Annotated in this window: 4 protein-coding genes; 1 reads left to right on the top strand and 3 read right to left on the bottom strand. The window is 55.5% G+C overall.

What is annotated here, in order from left to right; translation table 11 throughout:
• On the bottom strand, nucleotides 1-3,711 hold a 3,711-nt coding region (locus EOB49_RS29985; protein WP_127383105.1), incomplete at its 3' end, for a hypothetical protein.
• Nucleotides 3,712-4,362: 651 nt separating this feature from the next.
• Here EOB49_RS29985 and EOB49_RS29980 point away from each other — a divergent pair.
• Complete coding sequence (locus EOB49_RS29980; RefSeq protein ID WP_127383104.1) at nucleotides 4,363-5,316, top strand: EamA family transporter; 954 nt, start codon at nucleotides 4,363-4,365, stop codon at nucleotides 5,314-5,316.
• Nucleotides 5,317-5,736: 420 nt separating this feature from the next.
• Here EOB49_RS29980 and EOB49_RS29975 read toward each other — a convergent pair whose 3' ends face one another.
• Nucleotides 5,737-6,084 carry a DUF2934 domain-containing protein gene (locus EOB49_RS29975; RefSeq protein WP_127383103.1) on the bottom strand — a complete coding sequence of 116 codons (348 nt, stop codon included), beginning with the start codon at nucleotides 6,082-6,084 and terminating at the stop codon, nucleotides 5,737-5,739.
• A 97-nt stretch (nucleotides 6,085-6,181) separates the two neighbouring features.
• The gene (locus EOB49_RS29970) at nucleotides 6,182-6,790 is read right to left on the bottom strand and encodes a BA14K family protein (protein ID WP_127383102.1); all 609 of its coding nucleotides are present in this window, start codon (nucleotides 6,788-6,790) and stop codon (nucleotides 6,182-6,184) included.
• Nucleotides 6,791-6,955: the final 165 nt, after the last annotated feature.

Raw genomic sequence — 6,955 nt, 5'->3', positions numbered from 1 at the left:
TTCCTGATTGGCAATATCCAAAAGCTTTGAGGCCGCAGCTCCCGCGTTAGATTTGAGTTGGCTGTCGGCGGCAGATACCAGAGTCAGTGGGAAATTCCCAACGTCTTCAGATATCATCGTCGCAACACTGACAGGCATTTTCAGCTCTTCGCGGCGGTGCGAATAGTTATACACCGAGGCACCTCTTAGATATAATGACTTAATATGCGGCAGGAACTCCGCCCAGTTATTCGATTCTCGACACGCGCCCAAAACGGCGTCCATCGCAAACTGCAATTCCGGCAGCGTAACCTTCGTGTCCAGCCTCGATATGGACAGGCCCAGTTCCAGACGCGATTGTGCATGAACTCGAAGCCCAACAAACATACACAACCTAGTGCCCCCCCTGACGATCCCAAGCAGTTTCGTATCGCCAATCCCTGCCAAATCCTCTCTCGACCTGCGGCTCTCCTCAAGACTTGAGAAATCTCGGCACAAAGCCACCCAATCGCCCTCCTCTAGCTCGTCAAGCACCTGCGCGACGACACTAGATATTTTGACTATTGTCTTCAAACTTCCCCATAGCCAAAGCAACAGCAGCAGTCGCTTTCTTTCAACACCATCCTGCCGATTCTGCAGACGCTCAGCCCACCACCGAGGCGCGCCAGACTTTAATCGTGCAAACCGAGCTGCGCGAACTAGGTCGGTGGCGCCTTTCAAAAAACTGTCGATCCCGTCCATCTTCTTCGAACGCACGCCCGCGCCGACAAATGCTATACGGTCAATTGCGGCGCAGTCGCCCCATGCCGCCCGGAATGCCCCAACCAAGTCAACCCACGGCTCGATAGAGACTGAAGTAATTGCACTTGAGGTGCTTAGGAACCGCTCATATGCCTCGATGGCTGCACGATCTAGGTCATTGAGCTCTGCTATCTTGTGAGCAGCGCGATTTCGTTCTGCAACCTCCACATCCTGGCGGTAACGTAAAGCATATCGAACAGGCTCTGCCGACTCATCGCGCAAAGCTATAAGGTACTGGTAGTAACCAAGCAACTCAGTCATAACCCCCAGGCGAGTATGACTGCCCTTTTGATTTCCTAACGGATACATAGAGCGTCTTGTGTCATTTAGCACGACACGTTTTGCTATATCGAAAGCGTCACTATTTTCTAGATACTCAAGTTGATCGTTATCTATTAGAATTGAAATGGCATCGTTCGATAAATCGCCATCGACCAAATTCCAATTGCTTGGTTCAACGTTGGAAAAAATCCCCAACGAACTACCAAGTCGAAACCAGTCTCGGTCGGATATAACTCCGCGAGAAGCTCGCCAGCGTGATAGACGCTCCTCGAGCGTAGAATTCCGAATTACAGCACTAGCCAGAGCCCTACGCTCATCCAGGAGCTTTGTGCATAGCATACGATTCCACAGAATTTCGAGAAGTTCAGACCGCCCGCTCCGCTCAGGCAACGACGTCCAGAATGTTATACCTACGTCATCGATCGCGGATATAAGTTGATGCAGCTGCGGGTATTCGGATATAAAAGCAATAATCTTCTTAACTGACGGCTGATTCTGGGTAAAGACCCAATCTCCAAGAAACATCAGAGCAATACTTCTTGGATGACTAGTAAGCTTGTAAGGTTCGCTTTCCGACAAGGCAAAAAGTTCGTCGACAAGAGCAGAAATTTCTCCTTTGCTAAAGCAACCACCGTAAAATCTAGCGACGTTGAGCCAATAAGGATTTCTTATCAACGCGTCGAATCTGTCCAGCTTTGTACCTGACTTTTCGTCTCCAGCTGGGGAATAGGGAGCAGTTTCATAGAGATGCCGTGCGGCAAAATACTCGCGCAGAGGCTGAACCTCGAACTCATACGTCTCCTGAACACGGGATACGATTGCACCAACCCGCTCAACGATTCCATTGAATAGGTCCGTAACGATAGCGGTGCTCTCGCCTTGTGAATCAAGATAGACAAGCAGCATGCTACGAAGAGCACCGCGCTCAATACTTCCACTCTCTCCGCCCTCCGCAGATGTTTGAAGTTTCCACGCTAGATGCCGGTGAATATCAATCAGAAGTTCTCGATTTTCTCTTACAATATCGCTCTTTTCTGATTCTCTACTAAAAAACATATCCATATAAGCATCATACATTGCCGTTCGCTTCTCAGGTAGAGAGGTGCCGCGGTTATGTATTAACGACAATAATATTGTAAGCTGCATAGGGTTTTTCGCGAGAAATTGCGTATGGGCCTCTCGGAGCTTGGCATCAAGTATACGCCTCAGTTGCGATTGCTCTACAGACTTAATGCCTTTCGCCTTCATCCACTTGGTGGTGTAACCATCTACCTGCGGTCGCTCTAGCGGCAATAACTCAAAATAGGACCACTGATCACGAGGAAATCGAACCGACTTTGCAAATGCAGCCGGTCGGCTTGTGACTATAGTCTGCACGGAAAAGCCACCAGCATTCATAAGGCGCGTTGCGCCCTTTGTAATTTCAAGAACTAGACGTTGCCGCAATTCAATATCCGCGACCTCGTCAAACCCATCAAGAGCGAGCAAGAGGTGACTGACTCGTGTAACCGCCGTTAAATCAGATACATTAAAATCATGGCCACCGGACATAAACCGAACTTGACCCGCCAGGAACCCCTCGAGCGATCGAGGCTCCCGCTCATCTAACTCCAAAGCCTTCGGCTGAAATGGGTCGATACCCGAAACCCATTTTGCCAAGTCGCGAAGGTCGACGCGGAATGGTATCCGTACCATCGCTTCCTGGTACTGCTTTTGTAGTTGGTTTACTTCATCGGCTCTCCCCAATAAATGCATCCGCATTACCTGGCACATGTATTGCGTTATAGTGGATTTCCCTTGCCCCGGCGCGCCTTCTAAGACAATTCGCTGCAAACTGCCCTTGCCATTCTGATTTAGTAAGAACTCTGCAGCAGGCAACGCTTCTTGCGGGGCAGACATGTAATTATGATAAATACCACCAGATGACTGCCTTATAGAGAAATATTTTGGAGCTTTTGATATACCAGAATCGATTGAGCCAACAGATGGATGCATCGGAAGGTCTATAAACAGCTCGGTCATGGAACTTCTGAGATCCGTCTGCTTGAATTTTAGCTCCTGATCATCTTCATACTGAGCAACCATATATGCCCGTATGGCCGCTTTTCTCCGCTCCTCTCCTTCACCAAGAGCACCGCTTACCAAAGCTTCCAGAAGATCCGTCGCTTTGAGTATCTCGGGATAGCTCCATCTGACGCTTGAGTTTCCATCCAAGCGACGGTCCAGATCATCGCGCCACCAACAGTAGGCCTCAATCCCCAATTTTTCTGAGAGCAAGCCGTTAACTCGGTCAATCGAGCCAACATCTAGGTGAGAAGTCCCCTTAATATTAGTTATTAAATAGTACTTTTGCAAACCTGCGGATTTTAATTTTTCGACTTTTTCTCCCTCTTTATTTATAACATCCTCAACCATTTCTCTCTCAGATCGACTATCTAATGTTTTTTTGACATACTTAACCTGAAATACTATTAATTCTGGCCTCGAATGCTTGGGGCGCGATTCTTTAAGGTGGTGAATAAGAAAGGCATCCCTGCCGCCGTCGGGTTGACCGACCGGGAGACATTGAGCGTTAGGAAAGCTCGCAGAAATAAGCGCTTGGCAGAATTCCTGAAATCGCTCGTCACCTAACATTTCGTAGTGGTACATAGCCCCTCCGGATATTGCTTAGAGTCCCACCAAATTCGGAAGGTGACCTGGAGCACTCGATCACGAGACCATTGCTCCTGCAAGAGCCAGCATTGAGGGTTTTGCTAAGTTCCACAGTAAATCACCCCACCAGAGTCTTGTGTTTCCTGAGAATTTCGGGTGTCGTTTTCGCAAAAAAGGCAAGAAGTTCGAACTCCGAGCGCCACTACTTCACACTATCACCGCTGCTGTAACTGGCCCTCCTAAGGTCCGTCGTGCGAGATCGCAGCCTCAATTGACGTGCTTTCGGTGCCTCCGTAGTAAGTAGCCGGAAGCCACCGCTTCGCTCGCAGTTTTTGCCGCCTGCCCTCTCGTGCGGCCACGAGATCCGCCGGTGTCGCGGCGCTCGTCGGATTCTTCTCGGAACTGGGCATTGGCCCCCTCTCCAATGCGGGCGCATGGGGCTGGTTTGGGTCCATGCTGTGACGCTTAGCGGCATGGTAGTTTGCGACCTCGGCGCATGAATCAAGTATCGAAAGACCTTCCTCGCTTCATCGAAAGACATATGGCGGCCGAGCAGCTTCCTTCTCGCCTCTCAAAACGGATGCACGACCCAACGACGCAGGTTATGTTGTCCCGTCTGGCCGAGGCCATCGAAGGGGGAGGCATGACATGCAGGCAATGCCGATAGCGTGTCAGGCCGCGCAACCCGTGCGCCCCATATCCTCCCTGGCCGGCTATCCGGCCGCCATCCTGTGCTGGCTGCTTTCGGCCGGTGTCTATATCGCGGCCAAATGGGTGGCGCCTGAAATGCCGCCCTGGGGGCTCTGCTTCTGGCGGCTGACGCTTGCCTGCGCCCTCCTGCTGCCGATCGTGCACCGTCATCACGAGGCGATGATCGGGCTTTTGCGAACGCGCGCCGTGGAGGTCGTCGCCGTCGGGGCGATCGGCCTCACGCTGTGCCAGGGTATGATCTACCACGGCCTCAACCACACCGACGCCACCACGGCCGGCATCATCATGGCGCTGTCGCCTGTCATGACGATGGTGCTCGCCCGTTTCGTGCTTGGCGAGCCGCTCGGGCTGTGGAAGTCGCTTGGCGCGCTGGTTGCGCTTGCCGGGATGATTTTCATCGTTGCGCACGGAAACCTGACGGCGCTGCTGCAACTCAAGCTCAACGCCGGCGAGCTGTGGATCGTCGGCAGCGCGTTCTGCTGGGGCCTCTACACCGTGCTTTTGCGCCGTGCCAAATTCGGCATCGAACTCCTGCCGATGGTGGTGCTGCTGCTCGGCGCCGGTGCGCTGGTTGCCTTGCCTTTCCATTTGTGGGAATTGTTCAACGACGAACGCTCCGCCATGAACGCCCACAGCCTTCTCGCGCTCGCCTATCTGGCGGGCCCCGGCGGCGCCCTGATGTACTATCTCTACAACAAAAGCGTGCAAACGCTGGGCGCGAGCCGGGCGAGCATGCTGCTCTACCTGCAGACGGTGTTCGTGGCCATGCTCGCCTATCTGCTGCTCGACGAAGGCTTGCACGATTACGATCTCGGTGCGGCCTTCATCGTCGCCGGCATAGTGCTCGCCACAATGGTCAGGCCCAGGCCGGCCGAACCACGCGCGGCGTAGACATCTTGCGGGCGAGAGATCTTGCGGGTGACGGCTGTGCGGCGGGTCAACAAAAAACCCGCATGGGCGGCGGGTCACTGGCGCAAATCAGCACCATAGGCAGAAATGTAGCATAGCTGCCCTCACCCGTCAAGAAAAAATTCCTATCGGCATCGACACAAACTGCCTGCCCCGGACACATGCATTCCCGACCAAAGGCCAGCGGCGCAACTGCGGTGGAGGCCGACATTTCAACGAAAGTAAATTCAGATCCAACTTGACGGAACATTAGCCATAGCTAATTGTTGATCTGTGCGGCAGGTGGTGCCCTCCATCGCCTGCCGAAGATCGGCCGTCCGATCGGCCCGCGTCCTCCGCCAGAGGCGCGGGCTTTCGGGGCCGCCGCGCAATCCAGCGGTATTTTCCGTTCTCAGCTTCCGATCATTTCGCCAGTCCCTCATCGGGGTTTCGCCGCCTTTTGGCCTTGAGGCTGCGGGCGGCCTGCTCGATTGCCGCGCGGTCGTTGCCCAGGCGGTCGAGCAGTTCCTGCGCCTCGTCGCCCGATATGCCGGTGCGCACCGCCAGCGCCTCGACCTCCAGCACATCGGTGCTGGCGATCTCGCCGGTTTCGGGCAGTGCGTCATCCGCCGTCAGCGGCAGGGCTGCCTCGCGGTCGATCTCGGCCTCGGCCTGGTGCCAGTGCCGTTCGGGGTCGCCTTGCATGCGGCCTTCCCGTTCCCAGATGTGGTAGGCGCGCTCACGAATTCTGTCCTCCCGGTCGTCGCTCATGGTCAGTCCTCCTTGGGTCAGGGGTTGAACGCCGCGCCAATGCGGACGCTCCGGAAAATCCGCGCGATCGGATCGCCATGCCGGGCGGCGCGCGGGGCTACTGGCATTGCCGTCTCGGGCCGCCGGAATAGGGCTGGTAGGAATTGTCTTCCGGGCGATAGGAGCGGTAGCGGCTGAAGCAGTAATCGACATGGTCGGCCGAAAGTGCTTCGCCGCCATTATCGGCAACGTAGACGCCCAGGCCGGCGCCGTTTTCGTCGCCATCGCCGGCAACCGGCGGGACAGGCTGGCCGGCGGCTTGGAGATAGGGCGAGATGCAGCGTCGCAGCTGCCCGCTGTAGGAGCGATAGCTGTTGTCGTCCGGATGGTAGGAGCGATAGCGGCTGGCGCACCAGGCGAGATGCGGAGGCGGCAGGTCGGCTGCCTTGGGCGCGATGGCGCCGGTGACCGTCGGGTCGGGCGGTGTTTCCTGCGGTTTGGCGGGGATGTCGGGCGACGCGGACTGTTTGGCCGGCAGGCGTTCGAGGCCTTGCCCGGCCTTGTTCACCGGCCGCGCCTTTTTGGTCCACAGTTCCGCCACGCTGACGGTGGCTGTCGCCTGGCGCGGCGGCTTTGCGGCAAGCAGCCAGGCCGCAAAACCCAGTCCGCTGCCGAAGACCGCAAGGGTCAGCACGAAGCCGCAGACCAGTCCCAAAACCGCTTTCACGACACGCTCCTTAAGTCCCTGCTCATAGAATGCGGGGCCTCAAGGCTGGTTCCAGAAAAACGCTGGGCGCACGCCTCTGGCGTTGCCGCCGAGCGCGCCCGGCAAGCGCCGCCAAGGGAGGGTCAAAGGAGCGCCCAGACACAGTTCAGAAACAATATTCAACAG

Origin of the sequence: Mesorhizobium sp. M7A.F.Ca.MR.148.00.0.0, from assembly GCF_003997735.1 — a bacterium.
Classification (GTDB): domain Bacteria; phylum Pseudomonadota; class Alphaproteobacteria; order Rhizobiales; family Rhizobiaceae; genus Mesorhizobium.
Note: the sequence above shows the minus strand (reverse complement) of the source record. Positions and strands in the feature narration are given on the sequence as shown.